The following is a 22,888-nucleotide window of genomic DNA, read 5'->3' as shown; positions in this document are numbered from 1 at the left end:
GGGCGCCCTCGGGGGTGCCCGGTCCTTCACTGTCGGCGTCCTTGCGAGGTTCGCTGTCGGCGTCCTTGCGAGGTTCCGGTCAGCGGCCGGTGAAGACCGCCTCGCGGCGCTCGACGAAGGAGCGCACGCCCTCGGCTCCGTCAGCGGAGCCGAAGAGGGCGACCACATCGGGGGCGAGCCGCTCGGCCGCCGCCTCGTCGCCCAGGCGCCGGGCCCGGTGTGCGCTGGCGAGGGTGGCCCGTACGCCGAGCGGGGCGGCCTTGTCCGCGATGGTCCGCGCGATCCGGCGGGCCCGGTCGAGGGGGTCCGCGTCGATCTCCTGGACCAGGCCGATCCGCAGCGCCTCCGCCGCGTCGAACTCGTCCCCGGTGAGCAGCCACCGCATGGCGTTGCCCCAGCCGGCCTCGCGCGGGAAGCGCAGGGTCGCGCCGCCGAAGGGGTAGATGCCGCGCCGCACCTCCAGCTGGCCGAAGAGGCTGCCGGGCGCGGCGACCCGGATGTCGGCGGCGAGCAGCAGCTCGATGCCCAGGGTCAGGATCCGGCCCTGCGCGGCGGCGACCACCGGCGTGGTCCACTCGCCGTCCAGCCGCCAGGGGTCGCGCCCCTCGGGCGGGAAGGGGCTCTCCCCGGCCGAGAGCAGGGGGGCGACGTCGACGAGGTCGAGACCGCTGGTGAAGTGCTCGCCGTGGGCGAAGAGCACCCCGCAGCGCAGCTCCTCGTCGGACTCCAACAGGGCGTAGGCGCGGGAGAGTTCGGCGAGCATGAGGCGGTTGAAGGCGTTGCGCTTGGCGGGCCGGTTCAGCCCGATCAGCAGGACGTGCCCGTCGCGTTCGAGGGTGAGGGTCTCGGGGGGTGTGGCGTCGGTCATGGGCTCCTCCAGGGGGCGGTCGTGCGGGGGTGCCGGCCTCTTCCGTTCCGTACGGCTTCGCGGGCTGTTCGGCACCTTTTGGGAGACGGTTCGGGAACAATTCGGCGCTACGGGAATTCAGCCGTCCGGTGGTCGGAGATCTCCGCTACCGGCCACGCTTGGGCAGCCGGACGCTGTCGACTCCGTTGTGCACGAGGAATTGCGCGACATTGAGCGCGGGATGGCGCCGGGGCGCCGGTTCCTTTCCCTGCCCCATACGCCGCATCTGCACGGAGTAGTAGACGAGTTCGGTCAGGTTGTCGAGCAGCCGGATTCCGCTGCGTTTGGGGTTGACGATGCTGCGGTCGGAATTCCCGGCGAGGAGTTCCCGCGGGATGTCCGGCTCGACGGTGAGCGGGCGGCCGAGTCCGACCAGGTCGACGGCCCCGCCGCGGACGGCGTCCGCCATGGCGTCCAGGGTGCGGAAGCCCCCGGTGAGCATGAGCGGCAGGCCAGGCAGTTCGGCGCGGACGCGTTCGGCGTAGGAGAGGAAGTACGCCTCGCGCCTGCGGGTGCTCTCCTTGAGGCTGGGGTCCACGCCCAGCATGGCGGCGGATCCGTAGGTGCCGCCCGAGATCTCCAGGAGGTCGATGCCCTCGGCGGCGAGGGCGTGCACGACCTCCACCGACTCCTCCTCGCCGAAGCCGCCGCGCTGGAAGTCCGCCGAGTTGAGCTTGACGGCGAGCGGGGTGCCGGCGCCGGTCTCGGCGCGGACGGCCCGGACGAGTTCGAGGAGGAAGCGGCGCCGCTTCTCGGGGGTGCCGCCCCAGTCGTCGGTGCGCAGATTGGCCAGCGGCGAGAGGAACTGGCTCACCAGATAGCCGTGCGCGCCGTGGATCTGCACGCCGTCGAAGCCCGCCCGCAGCACGGTGCGCGCGGTGCGGGCGAAGCGGCGGATGATCTCGCCGACCTCGTCGTGGGTCAGGGCTCGGGGCTCGGCGAACATGCCCGCGGTGCCGGGCGAGGCGACCGCGGAGGGGGCTACCGGACGGGCGGTCAGGGTGCGGGGTGCCTGGCGGCCGGGGTGGTTGATCTGCACGAAGACCTTGCTCCCGCCGGACTTGGCGAGGCGGGCCCACTCGGTGAGGTGGCCGAGGTGCCGCTCGTCCTCGACGACCACATTGCCGGGCTCACCGATGGCCCGGGAGTCGACCATGACATTGCCGGTGATCGACAGCCCCATGCCGCTGCCGGCCCACCGCCGGTAGAGGCTCTTGATCCGGTCCCCCGGCGCGTGGTCGCGGTCTGCGAGGCCCTCGCTCAGGGCGGCCTTCGCCAGGCGGTTGGGGAGGACGAATCCATTGGGCAGGGTGAAGGGCTCGCGGAGCAGGTCCGGAATCGCGGCGGATTCCCGGCCGGGGTTCTCGATATGCCCTCGCCCGGGTCCATCAGAATTCCCCTTCCCTCCCTCACCCGGCCCGGAAGCAATTCCCTCCGTACCCGTCCCGTCCGCCGCCTCGACGGAATTCTCCGCACCGGCCGATTCGGTCGCGTACTTCCTCTGCTGTTCCGCCTTCTCACGCACCGTGAAACCCCTCCACAGGTCGGCCATGGCGCTTTTCGGCCCGGCAGGTCCTGATCACCAGGTATACTGGCAGGTATATCAGGAGACTGTTTGGTCTACCAGGGAGTGTGAGGGAGGCGACAGTGGCGGATTCGGTCCGCGAGCGGCTGATCGCGTGCGCGATCGAGCTGATCAGGACGAAGGGGGTGGCCGGGACGACGGTCTCCGACCTCCTGGAGGAGAGCGGTGTCGCGCGGCGCTCCCTCTACGTCAACTTCCCCGGCGGGCGCGAGGAGTTGCTGGCCGAGTCCGCCCGCAGGGCCGGGGCCGCGATGTCGGCCGCGCTCAGGGCGGCGGTCGCCCACGCCCCCGACCTGGGCGAGGCCGTCGAGGACCTGGCCGCCACCGTCCGCGCCGGGCTGCTCGCGAGCGACTTCGACGCCGGGTGCCCGGTGGCCGCGGGCGCGCTCTCGGGCCGGACCGTGCCCGAGGCACGCGAGCACGCGGGGGCGACCTTCGCCTCCTGGTGCGAGGCGATCGCCGAGGGGCTGACCGAGCGGGGTCACCCGGCGGCCCGCGCCCGCTCGCTCGCCTTCCTGCTCGTCTCGGCGATCGAGGGCGCGATGGTGCTGAGCATCGCCGTCCGCTCCACCGAGCCCCTGGACGAGGTGGCGGTCGAGCTGCGCCAACTGGTCGGCTCGGTCTCGTAGTTGGTGACGCCCCTAAGGACAAAGATCGACACGCGCGGGTCATCGACGGTCCGGTGACCGATGAGTTCCGCCTCGCCGTCCCGTCTGCCAGGTGGGGAGGTTCCCCCTCCGGCTTCCGCGTCCGCGGGGGACCGGGGCGAGAGGAGAGGAAGCGTGGACGCGGTGACCGAGGAGAAGGGGACACGGACCGAGGAGAAGGTGAGCGCCGTGTCGACCGTCGCCGCGCCCGTCGCGCGGGTGTTCGCGGTGCTCGCGGATCCGGGGACCCACGCGGCGATCGACGGCACCGGCTGGGTACGGGAGGCCGCCGACCGGGCGCCGCTGGCCGAGGTGGGGCAGGTCTTCCGGATGGACATGTACCACCCGGACCATCCGGACGGCGACTACCGGGTGGCCAACCAGGTCCAGGTGCTGGACCCGCCGCGCGCCATCGGCTGGCGGACCGGACAGGAGAAGGAGGACGGCCGCCTGGAGTTCGGCGGCTGGTCCTGGCGCTACGACCTCCGGCCGCTCGGCCCCTCCGCGACCGAGGTCACGCTCACCTACGACTGGTCGGCGGTGCCGCCGTCCATCCGCGAGTACCTCAGCTTTCCGCCCTTCGGCCCCGAACACCTTCCCGGCTCGCTGCGCCATCTGGCGGGGCTGGTGGGCTCGGGTTCCGGGTCCTGACGGGGGCGGCCGGAGACCGGAGGCGGGGGCGGGCCTACGCCGTCAGCAGCGTCGGCTCCCGCTTCCACTTCAGGATCTTGTCGAAGCTGACCACGGCGCCCTCGCCCGGGGCGTTGTCGAACTCCACATGGTCGGCGAGTTCCTGGATCAGATAGAGACCGCGGCCGCTCTCGCAGTCGGCGGGGAGGGCACGCGGTACGGAGCGGGCGCGGTCGCCGGGAAAGCCGGGGCCCGCGTCGGCGACCTCGATGCGGCAGCGTTCGCCGTCCAGGTAGGCGGTGACGCGGTAGCCGCCGCCGGTGGCGGTGCGGCCGCCGTGCTCGACGGCGTTGGCGCAGGCCTCGGTGAGGGCGACGGAGAGGTCGTAGGAGATGTCGGGGTCGACGCCTGCCGTCTCCATGGCTCCGACGAGCAGGCGACGGGCGAGCGGAACGCTCGCGGCGTCGCGCCTCAAGTGGAGGGACCACCAGATGCTCATGCTCCAGCCTCCAGGCCGCGGCTCGACATACCGATACGTATTGCCGCACGCGCGGGCCGGTAAGCACGGAGTTGACGTGATACCGCCCATACGGCGGACGCGCGTGTTCCGGCGACCGGTGTAGGGATCGAGGCACCGCACGGCCCCGGCGGCGGTACGGGACCGGCCCCGGAGGTAGTACGTGACCGCCCCCGGGGGCGGTATGGGAGCAGCGCGGGCGGCGGGTACGGGGGATCGGCGCGAGCGCGGGCGCGGGCGCGCCGGTACGGGACCGGCCCCGGCGGCCGTACGGAACCGGCCCCGGCGGCGGTACGGGACCGGCGCGGGCCGCGGCCGGAAACCGCGTCGTGGAATCGGGCGTACCGGGCGCGAGCGTGCATTCCGTGGACCTGCCGCCGGAGCCGCGGGGCTCTGGTGGGATGATGCCTGGGCCATGACTGCCCCCCGAGACCAGGCGCGCGCCGGAGTGGGACTCCGGCTGCTGAGGGCCGCGGTGTTCGCCGCGGCCTGTGTCGCGCTTGCCGCCGCGGGGCACTCCCTGGCCTCCTGCACCCGGGTGCCGCTCGCCTCGCTGGCCGCGGGCTTCACCGCCGTCCTGGTGGTGGCCGTGCTGCTCGCCGGGCGGAGCCGTTCGCTGCCGGGGATCGCCGCGCTGCTCGCCTGCGGACAGCTCGGCCTGCACACGCTCTTCGGGCTCGGGCAGCACGCGGTCGCCGCGGGCGGCGCCACCGGGGCCACCGCGGGTGCCGGGAGTGCCGGGGCCGCCGGGAGTGCCGGTGCGGCCGGGCGGTCGGTCGCCGAGCAGGCGGCCCAACTGCTGTGCGGGGTACCGGCCGCGGCGATCGGTCCCGCGCGGGCCCGCCGGGTGCTCACCGACGCGGGCATCGACCCGGTCGCCGGCCCCGGCATGGCGGGACACCACCACGGCGCGGGGCACGGCACGGGGCACGCCGCCGACCAGGCCCTGGCCGCCGGGCACCCCGCGCTGCTGCCCTCGCTGCCGATGCTGCTCGCCCATCTGCTCGCCGCCGTGGTGGCGGGCTGGCTGCTGCGGCACGGCGAACGCGCCCTGTTCCGGCTGGTCGCGCTCTCCGCGCGCGGCGCCGTCGAGGCCGCGCTGATGCGCGGACTGCGCGCCGCCCTCGCGCTGGTGCGCGCCCTCGGCGCGGGCGCCCGCGAGCTGCCCGCGCCCGCGCGCCGACGCCACCGGCGCCCCGTCCACGCGCCGAAGCCCCAGGGCGCCCGCCTCCAGCACTCGGTGATCCGGCGCGGACCGCCCGCCGCCCTGGCGCTCGCCGCCTGACACGGCGCACTTTCGCCTGCCGCGCTGCCCGGTCCCGCTGACCGGCCGCGGCCCCGGGGAGAGGTGCCGTGCGGCGGGCGCGCCCCGTGCCGTCGGCCGGGCCCCGTATCCACCTCCTCGTTCGGCGGGCCAGCGCGGCCCGTCCGTCCCCGTGAACACCGCTGAAAGTGATGTGTCCGCTGTGCTGAAGTCCACCGCGCCGAAGAGCGCCGTACGCAACGACGCCGTACCGAACGACACCCTGCCGGAGACCGGGACGACCGGGTCCGCGGACCGGCGCCGCCGGAACGTGCGGCTCGCCCGCCTCGGCGTCGTCGGGGCCACCGCGGCCACCGGCCTCGCCCTGTTCTGCGCCCCCGCCTTCGCGCACGTCAGCGTGCAGCCCGAGGGCCCGGCCGCGAAGGGCGGCTACGCCACGGTCAGCTTCAAGGTGCCCAATGAGCGCGACGAGGCCTCGACCACCAAGCTGGAGGTCAGCTTCCCCGAGGAGCACCCGCTGTCCTCGGTGATGCCGCAGCCGGTGCCGGGCTGGAAGGCGAAGGTCACCAAGTCCACCCTCGACAAGCCGCTGGAGTCGCACGGCAAGAAGATCACCGAGGTGGTCAGCAAGGTCACCTGGACCGCCGACGGCAAGGGTGTCGAGCCGGGCTTCTTCCAGAAGTTCCCGCTCTCCCTCGGCCAGCTGCCCGAGGACAGCGACGAGCTCGTCTTCAAGGCCGTCCAGACGTACTCCAATAAGGAGGTCGTCCGCTGGATCGAGCCGCAGCAGGAGGGGCAGCCCGAGCCGGAGAACCCCGCCCCGGTACTGGAGCTGACCGCGGCCGAGGAGGAGGGCCACGGCCACGGCGGCGGCACGGACGCCGACGAGGCCGCCGAAGAGTCCGGCAAGTCCGGTGAGAAGTCCGCCGAGAGCGCCTCCGGCGACGACGGCGGCAGCGACACCACCGCCCGGGTGCTCGGCATCGCGGGCATCGTCGTCGGCGTCGCGGGCGTGGCCTTCGGCGTCCTCGCGGGCCGCCGCCGCACCAGCTGAACCGCCACCGGGGCGCCGGGCCGCGCGGTCCGGCGCCCCTGACACCCAGGGATCCCCCGCATGCGCAAGCACACTCTCCTCGCCGCCGCACTCAGCGCGGCGGCACTGACCCTGACCGCCTGCGGCGGTGGCGGCGACGGGGACGAACCCGTCGCCGAGGTCTCCGCCGAGAGCGGCCCCGAGAAGGCCGCGACCGTACTCGACAAGCCGTTCACCAAGCCCGATCTGGTGCTCACCGACACCGAGGGCGAGAAGTACGACCTGCGGGAGCGGACCAAGGGCAAGCCCACGCTGCTCTACTTCGGCTACACGCACTGCCCGGACGTCTGCCCGCTGACCATGAACAACATCGCCGTCGCCAAGCAGGCGCTGAAGAAGAAGCTGCCCAAGGCCGAACGGGACCGGCTCCAGGTCGTCTTCGTGACCACCGACCCCGGCCGGGACACCCCGAAGGAGCTCGGCAGCTGGCTCGACCAGGTCGACGCCGGCTTCACCGGCCTGACCGGCGACTTCGCCACCATCCAGGCCGGGGCCCGGCAGCTCGGCATCAGCATCGAGCCCTCGTACAAGGACAAGAAGGGCAAGGTCGTCTCCATGCACGGCACCCAGGTGGTGGCCTTCTCGCCGAAGACCGACGCCGGGTACGTGCTCTACGGGGAGCAGGCGACCGTCGACGACTACACCGCCGACCTGCCCAAACTCCTGAAGGGGGCGACCCCGTGAGGCCCGGGGCCCGGCGCGCGCCGCTCGCGGGCGGCGCCCTGCTGCTCGCCCTGGCGCTCGCGGGCTGCTCGGACTCGGGCTCGGACTCGGACCCTGGCTCCGGCGGCGGGTCCGGACCGAAGCTGTCGGTCGGCGGGGCCTATATGCCGCAGCCGCTCGCCGCGGACATGGCGGCCGGTTTCCTGACCGTCACCAACAAGGGCGGCACCGACGACACGCTCACCGGAGTCAGCAGCGCGCTCGCCGAGAAGGTCACCCTGCACGAGACCGTCGACCGGTCCATGCGGGAGGTACGGGAGTTCCCGGTGCCCGCGGGCGGCCGGCTCCGGCTGGCGAGCGGCGGCAGCCACCTCATGTTCGAGGGCGTCCGCCGCAAGCCGGAGCAGGGCGAGAAGGTGCCGGTGGAGCTGACCTTCGAGAAGTCCGGGACGCTCACCGTGCGGCTGCCGGTGAAGTCCGCCACCTACCAGCCCCGGGAGCGGTGATCCGGTGAGGAGTTCCGCCGCACGCCTGGTGCGTCCGCTGCTGTGCGTCATACCGCTGCTCGCGGCGGCGCTCCTCCTCGGCGCGGTGCCCGCCTCGGCGCACGCCGCGCTGCTCGGCAGCGACCCGAAGAAGGACTCCGTCGTCGACAGCGCGCCCGAGCGGGTCACCCTGACCTTCTCCGAGGACGTCGGCCTCTCGAAGGGCTCGCTGAAGGTCCTCGACCCGGACGGCAGGCGCGCCGACAACGGCGAGGAGCGCGGCCTCGGCCAGGACCGGTACGCCGTCGGCCTGCACGCCGGACTCGGCGACGGCACCTACACGGTGACCTACCAGGTGGTCTCGGCCGACAGCCACCCCGTCGCCGGCGCCTTCACCTTCTCCATCGGCGCGCCCTCGAAGACCAAGGTGGCGCTCGCCGGGACGACCGCGGGCGGCGGCCCCGTCGGCACCCTCTACGGGATCGCCCGCTACATCTCGTACGCCGGTTTCGTCCTGCTGGCCGGGGCGGGTGCCTTCCTGCTCGCCTGCTGGCAGGGCGGCGCGGGGGTCCGGCCGCTGCAGCGCCTGGTGGTGGGCGGCTGGCTGACGCTGACCGCGGGCACCCTGCTGCAACTGCTGCTGCGCGGCTCGTACACCACCACCGGCGCCTTCGGCGATGTCCTCGACCTCTCGCTGATGGGCGAGGTGCTCCAGACCAAGAGCGGCGCGGCCCTGGTCTCGCGGCTGCTGCTGCTCGCCACCGCCGCGCTCTTCATCGCCGTCCTCTTCGGCGCCTTCGTCCGCCGCGGCGAGGAGGGGCAGGCCGACGCGCGCAAGGACCTCGCCTTCGGGCTCACCGGCGGCGGCGCCATCGTGGCCGCCGGGATCGCGAGCACCTGGGCGATGGCCGAACACGCCTCGACCGGCATCCAGACGGGGATCGCGATGCCCGTCGACGTCCTGCACCTGCTCGCCGTCGCCACCTGGCTGGGCGGTCTCGCCGCCCTGCTGACCGCCCTGTACACCGCGCCGGAGCTGCCCGCCTCGGCGGTACGCCGGTTCTCCCCGGTCGCCTTCGGCAGCGTGGTGGTCCTGGTGGCCACCGGCACCTACCAGTCCTGGCGCCAGGTCGGCACCTGGTCCGCCCTCACCGGCACCGACTACGGCCGCCTCCTCCTGGTCAAGCTCGCCCTGGTCGCCCTCCTCCTCGGCGCCGCCTGGTTCTCCCGCCGGTGGACCGGCCGCCTGACGTCCGCACCCGCGGCGGAGACGACGGCGGGGGCAGCGGCGAGCACGGCTACTGCGGCAACGACGGCAACCTCGGCAACCTCGGCGACCGCAGGAACAGACGGGGCGGACGGTTCGGAACCGGGTACGGAGGAGGGCGCCGACCGTACGGACTCGACGGACCCGGCGGACCCGGCGGACCCGGCGGACCCGGCGGACCCGGCCGAAGCAGCCGAAGCGGCCGAAGCGGCCGACCCCGCGGAAGCCGTCGCCCCCGAGCGGGCCGCGCAGCTCGCGCGGCAGCGGCGGGCGGTCGCGGTGGCGCGGAGCAAGCGGGTCCGGGACGCCGATCCGCACCGGGCGCGGCTGCGCCGCTCGGTGCTGGTGGAGGCGGGGGTCGCGGTGGTCCTGCTCGCCGTCGCCACCGCCTTGAGCGCGACCGAACCGGCCCGTACCGCCGAGCAGTCGGCCGCCGCGGGCGAGACCGGGGGCGGGCCGACCGACGGCCAGCCGCTGTCGGTCACCCTGCCCTACGACACCGGGGGCAAGGACGGCCGCGGGCAGGTGCAGCTCGAACTCGACCCGGGCCGCACCGGCGGCAACGAACTCCACGCCTACGCCCGGACATCCGACGGCGGCCCCGCGGACCTGCCGGAGCTGAAGCTCGCCTTCACGCTCAAGGCCAAGGACCTCGGACCGCTGGCCGTCACCCCCGAGCGGGTCGTTGCCGGACACTGGACCGCCGAGGGCGTACAGCTGCCGGTGGCGGGTGACTGGCGGGTCGCGGTCACCGTACGGACCTCGGACATCGACCAGATCACCGTGTACAAGACCATGAAGATCGGCTGAGCCATGGCACAGAAACCCCCGACCGAGCGCGGGGCAGGGGACGCCGCCGTCCAGAAGGGGCCCCGGGACCGTTCCGATCCGGGGCACCCGGCGGGCACGGCGGACACCGGACCCGGCGCGGCGGATTCCGGACCCGGCGCGGCCGGCCCCGGCCCCGGCCCCGGCACCTCCGCCGCCGCCGGGTTCTCGCGGCGCAGGCTGCTGGGGACGGCCGGGGCGACGGGGCTGGTGCTCGGGGCGGCGGGGGCCGGGACCGGGTACGCGGTCGGGGAGGCGGGCGGTTCCGGGGAACCGGGCGCCGAGGGGCGGCCGTTGAGCACGCTTGGCACGGACATGGTGATGTTTCACGGGAAACATCAGCCCGGGATCACCACCCCGATGCAGGCCCATGGGCATCTGCTCGCCTTCGACCTGGCGCCGGGAGCGGGCCGCAAGGAGGCGGCGGCCCTGCTGCGGCGCTGGTCGGGGACGGCCGCGCGGCTGATGGCGGGGGAACCGGCCGCCACCGCGGGCGGGCGGGACACGGATGTCGCCCGGGACGCCGGGCCCTCGCTGCTCACCGTCACCTTCGGTTTCGGGCACAGCTTCTTCGCCCGCACCGGGCTGGAGCGCAGCCGCCCCGACGCCCTCGATCCGCTGCCCGGCTTCTCCGCCGACCGGCTGGACAAGGGCCGCAGCAACGGCGATCTCTGGGTGCAGATCGGGGCGCAGGACGCCCTGGTCGCCTTCCACGCGCTGCGCGCCCTGCAGAAGGAGGCCGCGGGGGCGGCGCGGGTGCGCTGGCAGATGAACGGCTTCAACCGTTCGCCGGGGGCCACCGCCCGCCCGATGACCACCCGCAATCTGATGGGGCAGATCGACGGCACCAACAACCCCAAGCCCTCGGAGAAGGACTTCGCCCGGCGCGTCTTCGTGCCCGAGGACGGTGCGCCCGCCTGGATGGCCGGTGGCTCCTACGCCGTGGTCCGCCGGATCCGGATGCTCCTCGACGACTGGGAGCAGCTCTCCGGCGGCGAGCAGGAACGGGTCATCGGGCGCCGGAAGTCCGACGGCGCCCCGCTCAGCGGCGGCACCGAGACCACCGACCCGCGGCTGGAGAAGACCGGCCCGGACGGCGAACTCCTCGTCCCGCTCGACGCGCACGCCCGGATCACCCGGCCCGACCAGAACGGCGGCGCCGCCATGCTCCGCCGACCGTTCTCCTTCCACGACGGCATCGACGCCGACGGCGAGCCGGACGCCGGGCTCCTCTTCATCTGCTGGCAGGCCGACCCGCTCCGCGGCTTCGTCCCGGTGCAGCGCAAGCTCGACCGCGGGGACGCCCTCTCGAAGTTCCTGCGGCACGAGGCGAGCGGGCTGTTCGCGGTGCCGGGCGGGGCGGCGAAGGGCGAGTACGTGGGGCAGCAGCTCCTCGAAGGCTGACGGAGCATGATCCACCTCGGCGCCTCGGGGGACGGACGCGGTGCTCCGCACGACTAGGCTGACGGTATGTCCGCCACGCGTTACACGTATCTCGGTCCCGAGGGCACCTTCACCGAGGCAGCGCTGCGCAAGCTGCCGGAGTCCGCGACCCGCGAGCTGATCCCGATGGTCTCGGTGCCGGCCGCGCTGGACGCCGTACGGGCCGGGGAGGCCGAGGCCGCGCTGGTCCCGATCGAGAACTCGGTCGAGGGCGGCATCACCACCACCCTGGACGAGCTGATCTCGGGCGAGCCGCTGCAGATCTACCGGGAGGTGCTCCTGGAGATCAGCTTCGCCCTGCTGGTGCGCCCGGGGACCACGCTCGCGGACATCAAGACGGTCACCGCGCACCCGGCGGCCCAGCCCCAGGTCCGCAACTGGCTCGCGGCCCATCTGCCGGAGGCGGTCTGGGAGTCCTCCGCCTCCAACGCGGACGGTGCCCGCCTGGTGCAGGAGGGCCGCTTCGACGCCGCCTTCGCGGGCGAGTTCGCCGCGGCGACGTACGGCCTTGAGCCGCTGGTCACCGACATCCACGACGCCGAGAACGCGCAGACCCGCTTCGTGCTGGCCGGGCGTCCGGCCCGGCCCGCGGCGCCGACCGGCGCCGACAAGACCTCCGTGGTGATCTGGCTCGGCGAGGACCACCCGGGCGCCCTGCTCGAACTGCTCCAGGAATTCGCGGTACGGGGCGTCAACCTGATGCTCATCCAGTCCCGGCCGACCGGGGCGGGCATCGGCAACTACTGCTTCGCGGTGGACGCCGAGGGGCATATCGACGACCGCCGGGTGGGCGAGGCGCTGATGGGGCTCAAGCGGATCTGTCCGCAGGTGCGCTTCCTCGGTTCGTATCCGCGGGCGGGGGTCAGCCGGGCCGATGTGCGCCCGCTGCGGCAGGGCACCTCGGACGCGGAGTTCGTGGCCGCCTCCGACTGGCTGCGGCAGTGCCGGGACGGGCGACCGTAGAAGAGGCGCCGCGGAACCGGGCAGCCGGGGAACAGGACGCCCCGGGTACATGGCAGCCACCGGACCGGGCGGCCTTTCGGCTAGTCCTACCTGCAGATCTACATCATCCACAGAGTTATCCACAGGCTTCCGGCTCGACCTGGGGACAAGTCGACAAGAACGAGCGGGGCGGTCGACAAATCGCTCCGGAAAGCCCGCAGAACGCCCAGAGGCGCCCACCTCACCCCTCGTCCACGCATTCCCCTCGCCCGACTCCGCGGAGCACGGGAATTTCCCTCGAAAGCAGTGGTCGTTCTGGCACGGATCGGCAATCCTCGCCCCGGCATGCCGGTTTGCAAAAGATCACGAACGACTGTCCACAGATCTTCCCCACACCCTGTGGATAACCAACCGGACTCGCTGATTCCTGTGGACAACCGAAGGACAACCGGGGCCCGCAACGGCCCCGAATCCCCCGCCACCCGGCCGGACGCCCGGCCGAAGTCAAGGCGAATACGGCGACCCTCCCCTCCCGGGGAATTGCGGGCTTCTCCTTGACGAGCGCGAATTCCGGCATTTCACCCATCGATCAAGGAACGGCGAGGGGGCGCCGGGCCGGAGCCGGACAAACTCCTAATTCCGGCATTTCCGACCTACCGCCCGTGATCGTATTTCAGGTCGAAGAGCCCGCCCCCGCACCGGTAGCCTGACCGCGTGATTGACCTTCGCCTGCTTCGTGAGGACCCCGACCGTGTGCGCGCCTCCCAGCGCGCCCGTGGAGAGGACGTCGCCCTCGTCGACTCCCTCCTCAGTGCCGACGAGCGGCGCAGGGCGTCCGGCGTCCGCTTCGACGAACTGCGCTCCGAGCAGAAGTCGCTCGGCAAGCTCATCCCCAAGGCCTCCGGCGAGGAGAAGCAGGAGCTCCTGAAGAAGGCGGGCGAGCTGGCCGCCGCGGTCAAGGCCGCGGGCGCCGAGCAGGACGAGGCCGACCAGGAGGCCAAGTCCCTCCTCCTCCAGCTGGGCAACATCGTCCACCCGGACGTCCCGGTGGGCGGCGAGGAGGACTTCCTCGTCCTGGAGACCGTCGGCACCCCGCGCGACTTCGGCGCCGAGGGCTTCGCGCCCAAGGACCACCTGGAGCTCGGCCAGTCGCTCGGCGCCATCGACGTGGAGCGCGCCGCCAAGGTCTCCGGCTCGCGCTTCTACTACCTCACCGGCATCGGCGCCCTGCTCGAACTCGCCCTGGTCAACGCCGCGATCGCCCAGGCCACCGAGGCCGGCCTCATCCCGATGCTCACCCCGGCCCTGGTGCGCCCGCACGCCATGGAGGGCACCGGCTTCCTCGGCCAGGCCGCCGAGAACGTCTACCACCTGGAGAAGGACGACTACTACCTGGTCGGCACCTCCGAGGTCCCGCTCGCCGCGTACCACATGGACGAGATCATCGACGCCGGGAAGCTGCCGCTGCGGTACGCCGGTTTCTCGCCCTGCTTCCGGCGCGAGGCCGGCACCTACGGCAAGGACACCCGGGGCATCTTCCGGGTGCACCAGTTCGACAAGGTGGAGATGTTCTCCTACGTCGACCCGGCGGAGGCGGAGGCCGAGCTGGACCGGCTGCTCGCCTGGGAGAAGCAGTGGCTGTCCTCCCTGGAGCTGCCCTTCCAGGTGATCGACGTGGCCACCGGCGACCTCGGCGCCTCGGCCTCGCGCAAGTTCGACTGCGAGGCGTGGATCCCGACCCAGGGCAAGTACCGCGAGCTGACCTCGGCCTCCAACTGCCTGGAGTTCCAGGCCCGCCGCCTGTCGATCCGGATGCGGGAGAGCGGCAAGGTCCGCCCGCTCGCCACGCTCAACGGCACCCTGTGCGCGGTGCCGCGCACCATCGTCGCGCTCCTGGAGAACCACCAGCAGGCCGACGGTTCGGTGCACGTACCCGAGGTGCTGCGCCCCTACCTCGGCGGACGCAGCGTCCTCAGCCCGAGCTGAGCGCCCCGTGACCACCGCCGGCGCGCCCGGATTCCCGTACCGCCTGGTCGCCACCGACCTCGACGGCACCCTGCTGCGCGGCGACGGCACCGTCTCCGCGCGCACCCGCGAGGCGCTGAGCCGGGTCACCGCGGCCGGGGCCGCCCATCTCGTCGTCACCGGGCGGGCGATCACCTGGACCAAGCCCGTCCTGCAGAGCCTCGGCTACCAGGGCCTCGCGGTCTGCCTCCAGGGCGGGCAGCTCTACGACGCGGGCGCCGACCGGCTGCTGAGTTCGGTCACCCTGGACCGGCAGCTCGCCGCGCTCGCGCTCACCCGGATCGAGGCGGAGACCGGACCGCTGGCCCTCGCGGTCTGCCGGGACGGCGTGGACGGCGAGGTGCTGATCGGCCCCGGCTACCGCACCCTGGAAGGGCTGCGCGCCACCTGGGTGGACCGCCCCGAGGACCTCTTCACCGCCCCGCTCGGCAAGGTCTACCTCCAGCATCCGGAGCTCGGCGACGACGAACTCACCGCCGTGGCGCGGAAGGTGGCCGGTGACCTGGTCGACGTGACCATGGCAGGAGCGCACATCGTCTCGCTGCTGCCGCTCGGCCTGAACAAGGCCACCGGTCTGCGGCTGGCCGCCCGCCGCCTCGGCCTCGGCGGCGCGGAGGCGATCGCCTTCGGGGACATGCCCAACGATCTGCCGATGTTCCGCTGGGCCGGGCACGCGGTGGCGATGGCGGACGCGCACCCCGAGGTACGCGCCGCCGCCGACGAGGTGACCGCCTCCAACGAGGAGGACGGGGTCGCCGTGGTCCTGGAGCGCCTGCTCGCGGCGGCCGGGGAACCGGACCCGGTGGGCTGAGCGGGTCCGGCGGGCTGAGCGGATCCGGCGAGCTGAGCGGATCCGGCGGGCTGAGCGGATCCGGCGGGCTGAGCGGATCCGGCGGGCCGGCGGGTCCGGGCTCGGCGGAGGCGGAGGGCGTCCCGTACGGCTCAGGCATCGGCGGCGGTCCGGTCGCTGTCCGTGGCCCGGTCGTTGTCGGCGATCCGGTCGTTGTCGATGGTCCGGTCGTTGTCGATGGTCCGGTGGTTGTCGGTGATCCGGTCGTTGTCGATGGTCCGGTCGGTGATCGTGTCGGTGGTCCGGTCGTCGGTGGAGGATGCGCGGGTCGAACGCGCGCGGGGCGGGCGGTGCGGAGACCGCCCGCGTCCGATCCCGTCCCGTACCGCCGCGGGTGCGCGGCAGACGTACGGGCCGGTTGCCTTGCCACTCGGCCAATCCTCCGGGTGGGCGGCCTCGCGCGTGAACGCGCGCTCGAAGCGGCCGCCCCGGGCAGCTCCCCGTAGGGACGGAAGGGGCCGCGGGACGAGCGCGGCCGCGAGCGGTTGAGGGCCGCTCGGCTACCTGCCGTCGTCGGCTGCCCCGCGGGGAGCCGACGCCTTGCCGTTTCGCATCGTCGCGCTCCTCTCCCGGAACATGAGGGCGCCGGGTGGCGCCGCTGTCAGCACTCACTGTGCCGCGGACACCACCCGGCGTGCCACCGAATTTCCCGGAGGTGGGCGCCTCACTCCTCCCCGGCGAGCGTGAGCGAGCGCAGCCGCCGGCCCGCGTACCAGGTGGCGAGGACGGTGACCGCGAGGAGCAGCACCGTGGCCAGCGGCAGGCCGACCTCGGAGGTGACCAGATCGCCCTCGGCGGTGCGGCCGCCGACCGCGAGCGCCCACTGCTGGACACTGAGGGTGCGCGCCCCGGAGACCAGCGAGCCGAAGACCGCCTCCCAGACCAGGGCGTAGACCAGGCCGAAGACGACCGCGTGCCGGGTGACGGTGCCGAGCAGCAGGAAGATCGCGGCGTAGGCGATGGAGGCGACCAGCGCGGCGACCGTGTAGGCGACGGCGACCTGCTGGCCGTTGCCGTTCAGGATGAGCCCGGCGAGCAGCGTCGGGACCGCGGAGAAGACCATGGTCACCGCGATGGCGACGATCAGCTTGGTGAAGATGATCGTGGGCCGCTTGACCGGCTTGGCGAGCAGATAGACCACCGAGCCGTCGTCGATCTCCGGACCGATCGCGCCGGTCCCGGCGAAGACACCGATCAGCGGCACCATCGTGGCGAGCGCGAAGCCGCCGAGGACGTCGGAGGCCACCGCGTCGTCCGGTCCGTTGAAGCCGCGGACGGCGGCCGCGATCAGCAGCAGCAGGGCGGGCAGCGCGAAGAGGATCAGCGCGCGGCGGCGGCCGAGCAGGGCCCGGTAGGTGAGCCGGGCGACAGTGGGGTCGTACATCAGGGCCTCCTACGCCGCGACCAGGTACGAGAACACGGACTCTAGGGACTCGTCCGAGGGCGAGACGGTGAGCAGGCGGATGTTCCGCTCCCGGGCCACCTTGGGCAGCAGTTCGGTGAACCGGCCGAAGTCGACGGCCTGGATGCGCAGCGCGCCCTCGGTGAGGTCGACCTCGATCCCGGCCGTGGACGGGTCGGCGATCAGCGCGGCGGCGAGCGCCCGGTCGTCGCTGGAGCGGACCAGATAGCGGTGCGGGCGGTCGGTCATCAGGCGCCGGATCCGGCGGAAGTCGCCGCTGGCGGCGTGCCGTCCGGCCACGATGACCTCGATGTGCGAGGCGAGCTGCTCGACCTCTTCGAGGATGTGCGAGGAGAAGAGCACCGTGCGGCCCTCGTCGCCCATCGTCCGCAGCAGGTCCATGAGTTGCATCCGCTGGCGCGGGTCCATGCCGTTGAAGGGCTCGTCGAGCAGCAGCACCGAGGGCTCGTGCACCAGTGCGGAGGCCATTTTCACGCGCTGCCGCATGCCCTTGGAGTACGTGGAGATCTTGCGGTCCTGCGCGTACTCCATCTGGACCGTGGCCAGGGCGTGCCGGGCCTCCCGCTCGCCGAGACCGTGGAGTTCGGCGTTGGCGACCACGAACTCGCGGCCGGTGAGGAAGTCGTACATGCCCTCGCGCTCGGGGACGATGCCGAGCCGGCGGTAGACCTGCTCGTTGCGCCAGATCCGGTCGCCGTCGAGGGTGACCGAGCCGGTGGAGGGGGCGAGGAAGCCGCCCATCATGTTGATCAGGGTGGACTTGCCCGCGCCGTTGGGACCGAGCAGCCCGGTCACCCCGGGGCCGACGGTCATGGTGATGTCGTTGACGGCGACGACGTTGCCGAACCAGCGGGAGACGTGGTCGATGGTGAGCGTCGTCATGGACGCGGCCTCCTAGGGGGTGTCTTCAGAGTCCTGTGTGGTGTCCGCGGTGTTCGGTGCGTGCGCTCGGTGTGCCGGGCGAAGGTTCTCGTAGCGGAGCTACTTGGGCCTTCGTCCGGTGCGGCGAGAGTGCGTGCCGGGCGCCGTGGGCGCCGTGCGGGACTCTGAAGACACCCCCTGGAGGTGCCGGCGGCGCGGCTGCGGGAGACGGGCAGAGGGTTCACAGCCCCGCCTTTCGGTAGCGGCGGACCAGGATGCCGTAGCAGCCCGCGATCACGCCGAGGACGACGAGCAGGTAGACCGCGCCGCCCGCGGCCGAGGGCTCCGCGGCCCCCGGGAAGGCGGACGGGGCGCCGAGGAAGGCGCTCTGCAGTCCGTCGATGAGGGTGATCGGCGAGAACAGGCCGAGCCAGGGCACCGCGTCCGCGTTGCCGGACTCGTGGGCGATGGCCTGCACCGTGCTGACCGCGCCGAAGGGGATGGTCAGCAGCGCGATCACGGCGGCGACACCGAAGCCGCGGCGCGGGGTGGCGGCCGAGACGACGAGCCCGATCCCGGCGAAGAGCAGCGAGAGCAGGGCGACGGAGACGAGTCCCAGCAGAAACCCCTTGGTCTGGTCGGCGAAGTCGAGCTTGCCGAGGAGCGCGCCCACATAGAGCACCGTCACCGGCAGCGCGGTGAGCAGGAAGAGGGCCGAGGCGAGCGCGGCGTACTTGGCGCCGACGTAGTCGCGGTGCTCGATGGGCCGCGAGAAGTAGAGCGGCACCGTCTTGAAGCGCAGGTCGAGGGAGACCGCCTGCGGCGCCTGGGAGGCGAGGAAGAGGGCGATCACCGCCTGCAGGACGATCGCGTAACGCCGGTAGTCCACCGGGAGCTTGTTCATGTCGGTGGTCACCGCCACCGCGACGATGATCGCGGCGGGCAGCACCATCACGCCGAAGAGCAGCATCGGCAGCACCTTGGAGCGCGCCGAGCGGCCGAGTCCGTAGGCGCCGCGCAGCGACTGCACGAACAGCGAACGGCGGGCGTAGGCGCGGCCCAGGCGCGGGCCGTCGTAGTGCCGGTAGCCGATGTTGTGGATACGGGACTGCTCGCCGCGGGGTCCCTGGGCGGGCGCGGTGCGCAGGGCGCCGCCCGGTCCGCCCGGTCCGCTCTGTCCGGTCTGCTCAGCCGCCATGGCCGGCCACCTCCTTGGGTCCGGTTCCGGGCCCGGGTCGTACGGCGTCGGCGGCGGCCGGGGCCGCGGTCTCGGCGGTGCCCTCCGCGCGGAACACCTCGGCGATGTGGTGCCTGCGCTGTTCCATCCGGACCAGGCCGAGGCCGAGGTCGGTGACCAGGTCGCGGACCAGGTCGTAGGTCTCCTCGCCCTCGGCGGTGAAGAGCAGCACATGTCCGGCGCCGGGCAGTCCGTCGCCGGTCTCGGCGGTGATGCCCCTGGCGGCCAGCGCCTCGCGGAGCGCGCCGGTGCCGTCCGGGTGGGCGTCGGTGTCGGTCACCTCGACCGCGAGGGTGGTGGTGGTCTGCGTGAAGTCGGTGGTGGAGCTGGACCGCAGCAGGGCGCCGCCGTCGATGACGACGACGTGGTCGCAGGTGCGCTCCAGCTCGCCGAGGAGGTGGGAGGTGACCAGGACCGAGATGCCGAAGTCGGTGTGCACCCGGCGGATCAGGCCGAGCATGTCGTCCCGGCCGACCGGGTCGAGGCCGTTGGTCGGCTCGTCGAGGAAGACCAGCTCCGGGTCGTGCACCAGCGCCTGCGCCAGTTTGACCCGCTGCTTCATGCCCGTCGAGTAGCCGCCCATCGGACGGTAGCGCTCCTCGTACAGGCCGACATGGCGCAGCGTGTCGGCGGTGCGCTCGCGGGCGGCGGCGGGCGGCAGGCCCGACATCCGCGCCATGTGCACGACGAACTCGGTGGCGGAGACATCGGGCGGCAGGCAGTCGTGCTCGGGCATGTAGCCGACGCGCTCGCGGATGGCGCCGCCCTCGGTGGCGACGTCGAGGCCGAGCACGGCGGCGCGGCCCTCGGTGGCGGGGGACAGGCCGAGCAGGATCTTGATCAGCGTCGACTTGCCCGCGCCGTTCGCCCCGACGAGCCCGGTCACACCGGGCCCGATCTCCATGCTGAGCCGGTCGAGGGCGGTCACCCGCGGGAACCGCTTGCTCAGGCTTTCGGTCAGGATCACAGTCACCCCTCGACCGTAGGGGTGCCGGGGCACCACGGCGTCAGACCAGAGGAGCGTTGGCTCGTACGTCTGCGGGACTACGGGCCCGTAGGGGAAGAGGGGGAAGGAGGGAGGGGGAAGAGGGGGAGAAGCTTCCGGGGTGGTGGTTCGGGGGTGGGGCGCTGTCGGGGACAACGAGCGGGTGGGGGGACGGGTTCCCGGCGGCCCGGGGGGGGGCGGGTTCTGTCGTACGGCTGGACCCGTTTCCGGGGCGGGGGTAGCGTCAACCCTCCTTCGGCCCTTCTTCGGCTGACTTTCCTTCAGCTGACTTCCTTCTGCCTTCCTCGACTTGCCTTCTGCCTTCCTCGACTTGCCTTCGGGCCCCGGGCCGAGCCATGGCCAAAGACCGTGCCCCGCAAGGGAGTTGTCCACAGAAATGGCCCTCAGCCTGTGGATAACTCATGTGCACTGTGGATCAAACATCCGCACGCAAAATCGCGTGGACAGGATCCGGACAAGCCTGCACTCTCAACGGACATGAACGAACGACGCACCGTCACGGTGTCCAAGTACCTCTCGCTCCACCTGCGCCATCAGCCCGAGCGCATCGGCCTGGTGCCGGACGAGGCGGGCTGGGTCGAGATCGACGCCCTGCTCGCGGCCGCGGCCGCACACGGCTTCCGCCTCAGCCGGGCGGAACTCGACCAGGTGGTCGCGGCCAACGACAAGCAGCGCTTCGCCGTCGACGGCACCCGGATCCGGGCAAGCCAGGGCCACTCCATCCCTGTTGACCTGGGCCTTTCCCCGAGCGTCCCGCCCGGCCCGCTCTACCACGGCACGGTGGACCGCCATCTGCCCGCGATCCGCGCCGAGGGCCTGCGGCCGATGGACCGGCACGATGTCCACCTCTCGCCCGACCGGGAGACGGCCACCCGGGTCGGCGCCCGCAGAGGACGGCCCGTGATCCTCACGGTCGACGCCCCGGCCATGCACGCGGCCGGCCACGAGTTCCGCCGCAGCGCCAACGGCGTCTGGCTCACAGCCGCCGTACCCCCTTCCTACCTGCGGTTCCCGGCCTCCCCCTGAGCCTCGGACCCCCAGCCGCCGACTCGGCTGAAACTCGACGGCGCTGCCTGTTGGATGTGCACAGGCGCGGAGTAGTTGTCCACAGGGCGGGCTGACGGCTGATGCGACGTCAGGGGCGTTGCTGTGCAAGGGGGTTGGGCGGCCCGTTCGTTACGGGCGCAGCGGCCGGCAGCTTCCACCCAGCCACGCGACTACGACAGCCCAGTTGACGGCTGCCCCAGCCCGGGTCGCAAGGCCGCCTCAGCCCGGTCGCGCGGGTGCCTCAGCCCAACTGCACGCCGCCTCAGCCCAGTTGGGCGGCCGCCTCGACGGCGATCTTCTCGAAGACGTCCTGGTCCGCGGCGAAGTCCGAGTCGGGGATCGGCCAGTGCACCACGATCTCGGTGAAGCCCAACTCCCGGTGCCGCCCGGCGAAGTCGACGAAGGCGCCGACGGAGTCCAGCGGCCGGGCCCGGTCCGGGGTGAACCCGGTGAGCAGGATCCGGTCGAGTTCCCGCGGGTCCCGGCCGACCTCCGCGCAGGCCGCGTCGAGCCCGGCGGCCTGCCGCCGCAGCGCCTCGACCGACTGCTCCGGGGTGCCCGACTCGTACAGCTTCGGGTCGCCGGTCGTCACCCAGGCCTGCCCGTGGCGCGCGGCGAGCCGCAGCCCGCGCGGTCCGGTCGCGGCCACCGCGAAGGGCAGCCGGGGGCGCTGGAGGCAGCCGGGGATGTTGCGCGCCTCGTGCGCGGAGTAGTACGCCCCCTCGTGAGAGACCTCGGCCTCGGTGAGCAGCCGGTCGAGCAGCGGCATGAACTCCCCCAGGCGGTCGGCGCGTTCGCGCGGGGTCCACAGCTCCTGGCCGAGCGCGGTGGCGTCGAACCCGGTCCCCCCGGCGCCGATACCGAGGGTGACCCGCCCGCCGGAGATGTCGTCGAGCGAGATCAGCTCCTTGGCCAGCGTCACCGGGTGCCGGAAGTTCGGCGAGGTGACCAGCGTGCCGAGCCGCAGGCGCCGGGTGACCCCCGCGGCGGCGGTCAGGGTCGGCAGGGCACCGAACCAGGGGCCGTCGCGGAAGGGGTACCGCCAGGACAGGTGGTCGTAGGTGTACGCGGCATGGAAACCGAGGTCCTCGGCCCGCCGCCAGGTCTGCTGTCCCTCGCTCCATCGGTGGATGGGGAGGATCACCGTGCTCAAGCGCATGCCGCCGACCCTACGGCCTGCCGCCGGATCGCGGGTTCGCGCCCGGATCCGGGGGCGAAGGCGGACATCCGGGCCCGCGCGGTACCGGGTTCGGCACTCCCCTCCCGGCTCCGCAGGCATATGCGCCAGAATGCGGACCGTGACCACACCACGCCCCGGCCGGCCCTGGCCCGCCCCGCCGCGACTGATCGCCACCGATCTTGACGGAACGTTGCTGCGGGAGGACAAGACGGTCTCCCCGCGTACGGTCTCGGCGCTGGCCGCGGCCGAGGCGGCGGGGATCGACGTGTTCTTCGTGACCGGGCGGCCGCTGCGCTGGATGGAGCCCGTCAAGGACTATGTGCACGGCCACGGCCTGGCGATCTGCAACAACGGGGCCGCCGTCGTCGACATGGCCTCCGCCCCCGGCGAGAACCGCTTCGTCAAGCTGCGTCCGCTGGCCCGGGCGGCGGCCCTGGAGGTCGTCGAGTTGCTGCGCGCGCTCGCCCCGGGCACCAGCTTCGCCATCGAGCGCACCGGCCACGGGCTCCAGCACGAACCCACTTACCCGCGCCTGTACGTCGAGGCCGAGGACCTTGTCGCCCCCGCCGAGAAGCTGCTCGCCGAGGGCGGGGCGGGCGGCACCGAGCCCATCCTGAAGGTGCTCGCCCGGCACCCCTCGATGGACCCGGACGCCTTCCTGACCCGGGGGCGCGAGGCCGTCGGGGACCGCGCCGTGCTCACCCGGTCCAGCGCCGGTGCGCTCCTGGAGATCAGCGGTCCCGGGGTCTCCAAGGCGAGCACCCTGGAGGAGTGCTGCGCCGAGCGCGGCATCTCCCCGAGCGAGGTGGTCGCCTTCGGGGACATGCCCAACGACATCGAGATGCTCAGCTGGTCGGGCGCCGGTTACGCGATGGGCAACGCCCACCCGACGGTGCTCGCCGCCGCCGGGCACCGCACCCTGACCAACGAGGAGGACGGGGTCGCCGCCGTCATCGAACGGATCCTTGCGGCGCGCTGAGTTGGGCGG

21 protein-coding genes are annotated in these 22,888 nt (G+C 73.0%); 13 read left to right on the top strand and 8 right to left on the bottom strand.

Annotated features, from left to right (window positions below; all coding sequences use genetic code 11):
• Positions 1-79: 79 nt before the first annotated feature.
• Entirely contained in the window at positions 80-868 is a 789-nt protein-coding gene (locus HFV08_RS14035) for a crotonase/enoyl-CoA hydratase family protein (protein ID WP_210430262.1), read from the bottom strand.
• Between the two features lie 145 nt (positions 869-1,013).
• Entirely contained in the window at positions 1,014-2,432 is a 1,419-nt protein-coding gene (locus tag HFV08_RS14030; protein ID WP_210430261.1) for an NADH:flavin oxidoreductase/NADH oxidase family protein, read from the bottom strand.
• Positions 2,433-2,554: 122 nt separating this feature from the next.
• On the opposite strand from HFV08_RS14030, the gene HFV08_RS14025 reads away from it, so the two are divergent.
• Both HFV08_RS14025 and HFV08_RS14020 read left to right on the top strand, forming a co-directional pair.
• Positions 2,555-3,121: a TetR/AcrR family transcriptional regulator gene (locus tag HFV08_RS14025; protein ID WP_168539366.1), complete on the top strand. Its 567-nt coding sequence runs from the start codon at positions 2,555-2,557 to the stop codon at positions 3,119-3,121.
• Positions 3,122-3,274: 153 nt separating this feature from the next.
• Positions 3,275-3,790 carry an SRPBCC family protein gene (locus tag HFV08_RS14020; protein WP_312885598.1) on the top strand — a complete coding sequence of 172 codons (516 nt, stop codon included), beginning with the start codon at positions 3,275-3,277 and terminating at the stop codon, positions 3,788-3,790.
• A 34-nt stretch (positions 3,791-3,824) separates the two neighbouring features.
• Here the strand turns inward: HFV08_RS14020 and HFV08_RS14015 are convergent, their stop codons facing one another.
• Positions 3,825-4,268 carry an ATP-binding protein gene (locus HFV08_RS14015; protein WP_168539362.1) on the bottom strand — a complete coding sequence of 148 codons (444 nt, stop codon included), beginning with the start codon at positions 4,266-4,268 and terminating at the stop codon, positions 3,825-3,827.
• A 433-nt stretch (positions 4,269-4,701) separates the two neighbouring features.
• On the opposite strand from HFV08_RS14015, the gene HFV08_RS14010 reads away from it, so the two are divergent.
• The 9 genes from HFV08_RS14010 (at position 4,702) to HFV08_RS13970 (ending at position 15,107) form a co-directional block, all read left to right on the top strand.
• Positions 4,702-5,571 (top strand): hypothetical protein, encoded by an 870-nt coding sequence (locus HFV08_RS14010; protein WP_168539360.1) that lies wholly within the window; start codon positions 4,702-4,704, stop codon positions 5,569-5,571.
• 289 nt (positions 5,572-5,860) lie between these two features.
• A complete protein-coding gene (locus HFV08_RS14005) occupies positions 5,861-6,604 on the top strand; it encodes a YcnI family copper-binding membrane protein (RefSeq protein ID WP_168539587.1) in 744 nt (247 codons plus the stop codon).
• A gap of 60 nt (positions 6,605-6,664) precedes the next feature.
• A complete protein-coding gene (locus HFV08_RS14000) occupies positions 6,665-7,327 on the top strand; it encodes an SCO family protein (protein WP_168539358.1) in 663 nt (220 codons plus the stop codon).
• Positions 7,324-7,812, top strand: coding sequence for a copper chaperone PCu(A)C (locus HFV08_RS13995; protein WP_168539356.1), 489 nt, complete (start codon positions 7,324-7,326; stop codon positions 7,810-7,812). Before HFV08_RS14000 ends, HFV08_RS13995 begins: the two co-directional genes overlap by 4 nt.
• Before the next feature lie 4 nt (positions 7,813-7,816).
• Entirely contained in the window at positions 7,817-9,868 is a 2,052-nt protein-coding gene (locus HFV08_RS13990; RefSeq protein ID WP_168539354.1) for a copper resistance CopC/CopD family protein, read from the top strand.
• 3 nt (positions 9,869-9,871) lie between these two features.
• On the top strand, positions 9,872-11,290 hold the full coding sequence (gene efeB / locus HFV08_RS13985; protein ID WP_168539352.1) for an iron uptake transporter deferrochelatase/peroxidase subunit: 1,419 nt from the start codon (positions 9,872-9,874) through the stop codon (positions 11,288-11,290).
• 66 nt (positions 11,291-11,356) lie between these two features.
• Positions 11,357-12,292, top strand: a complete 936-nt coding sequence (pheA, locus tag HFV08_RS13980; RefSeq protein ID WP_168539350.1) for a prephenate dehydratase — start codon at positions 11,357-11,359, stop codon at positions 12,290-12,292.
• 693 nt (positions 12,293-12,985) lie between these two features.
• Positions 12,986-14,257 carry a serine--tRNA ligase gene (serS, locus tag HFV08_RS13975; protein ID WP_168539348.1) on the top strand — a complete coding sequence of 424 codons (1,272 nt, stop codon included), beginning with the start codon at positions 12,986-12,988 and terminating at the stop codon, positions 14,255-14,257.
• Positions 14,258-14,264: 7 nt separating this feature from the next.
• Positions 14,265-15,107, top strand: coding sequence for an HAD family hydrolase (locus HFV08_RS13970; protein WP_168539346.1), 843 nt, complete (start codon positions 14,265-14,267; stop codon positions 15,105-15,107).
• 703 nt (positions 15,108-15,810) lie between these two features.
• Here HFV08_RS13970 and HFV08_RS13965 read toward each other — a convergent pair.
• The 4 genes from HFV08_RS13965 to HFV08_RS13950 all read right to left on the bottom strand — a co-directional run bounded on the left by HFV08_RS13965 (position 15,811) and on the right by HFV08_RS13950 (position 19,634).
• Positions 15,811-16,530, bottom strand: a complete 720-nt coding sequence (locus HFV08_RS13965) for an ABC transporter permease subunit (RefSeq protein WP_168539344.1) — start codon at positions 16,528-16,530, stop codon at positions 15,811-15,813.
• Between the two features lie 9 nt (positions 16,531-16,539).
• On the bottom strand, positions 16,540-17,451 hold the full coding sequence (locus HFV08_RS13960) for an ABC transporter ATP-binding protein (protein WP_168539342.1): 912 nt from the start codon (positions 17,449-17,451) through the stop codon (positions 16,540-16,542).
• Between the two features lie 220 nt (positions 17,452-17,671).
• On the bottom strand, positions 17,672-18,628 hold the full coding sequence (locus HFV08_RS13955) for an ABC transporter permease subunit (protein ID WP_246341723.1): 957 nt from the start codon (positions 18,626-18,628) through the stop codon (positions 17,672-17,674).
• Complete coding sequence (locus HFV08_RS13950; protein WP_052482391.1) at positions 18,618-19,634, bottom strand: ABC transporter ATP-binding protein; 1,017 nt, start codon at positions 19,632-19,634, stop codon at positions 18,618-18,620. Before HFV08_RS13950 ends, HFV08_RS13955 begins: the two co-directional genes overlap by 11 nt.
• Before the next feature lie 516 nt (positions 19,635-20,150).
• On the opposite strand from HFV08_RS13950, the gene HFV08_RS13945 reads away from it, so the two are divergent.
• A complete protein-coding gene (locus HFV08_RS13945) occupies positions 20,151-20,699 on the top strand; it encodes an RNA 2'-phosphotransferase (RefSeq protein ID WP_168539340.1) in 549 nt (182 codons plus the stop codon).
• Positions 20,700-20,982: 283 nt separating this feature from the next.
• Here HFV08_RS13945 and HFV08_RS13940 read toward each other — a convergent pair whose 3' ends face one another.
• Positions 20,983-21,879 carry an LLM class flavin-dependent oxidoreductase gene (locus HFV08_RS13940; protein ID WP_168539338.1) on the bottom strand — a complete coding sequence of 299 codons (897 nt, stop codon included), beginning with the start codon at positions 21,877-21,879 and terminating at the stop codon, positions 20,983-20,985.
• Positions 21,880-22,009: 130 nt separating this feature from the next.
• Here HFV08_RS13940 and HFV08_RS13935 point away from each other — a divergent pair, with 130 nt between their 5' ends.
• Positions 22,010-22,879 carry an HAD family hydrolase gene (locus HFV08_RS13935; protein ID WP_168539336.1) on the top strand — a complete coding sequence of 290 codons (870 nt, stop codon included), beginning with the start codon at positions 22,010-22,012 and terminating at the stop codon, positions 22,877-22,879.
• Positions 22,880-22,888: the final 9 nt, after the last annotated feature.

Source organism: Streptomyces physcomitrii (assembly GCF_012273655.1).
In the GTDB taxonomy this organism is placed as follows: Bacteria; Actinomycetota; Actinomycetes; order Streptomycetales; family Streptomycetaceae; genus Streptomyces; species Streptomyces physcomitrii.
Note: the sequence above shows the minus strand (reverse complement) of the source record. Positions and strands in the feature narration are given on the sequence as shown.